Below are 273 nucleotides of genomic sequence, written 5' to 3'. Positions count from 1 at the left end.
ATCTGGATTCCCGAGCAGGACGTTGTCGAGCTGATGAGCCTCCCGGATGCGATCGGAGCACTCGAACGCGGCCTTGCGATGCAGGCAAGTGGTGGTGCTAAAAACATGGTCAAAACGCATGTCGCGTGGGGTGAAAACAATCTGCATGCGATCGGCGCGGCGTTTCCCGGCAACGGTATCGTGGGAACGAAGACGTGGGCACATACGACCGGCGGAGCCTGCCCGCTCCTGGCCTTGTTCGATGCTGCAACCGGTCAGTTGAAAGCGATCATC

1 protein-coding gene is annotated in these 273 nt (G+C 59.3%); it reads left to right on the top strand.

Annotation, left to right across the window (positions count from 1 at the left end):
* Positions 1-273, top strand: a 273-nt coding sequence (locus tag SB689_RS23105; RefSeq protein ID WP_410694396.1) for a hypothetical protein, incomplete at both ends; no start/stop codon positions are given.

The sequence above is a fragment of the Chryseobacterium sp. SIMBA_038 genome (assembly GCF_046535115.1).
GTDB lineage: Bacteria > Bacteroidota > Bacteroidia > Flavobacteriales > Weeksellaceae > Chryseobacterium.
The sequence above is the reverse complement of the archived record's forward strand: the minus strand, read 5'-3'. Positions and strand labels throughout refer to the sequence as shown.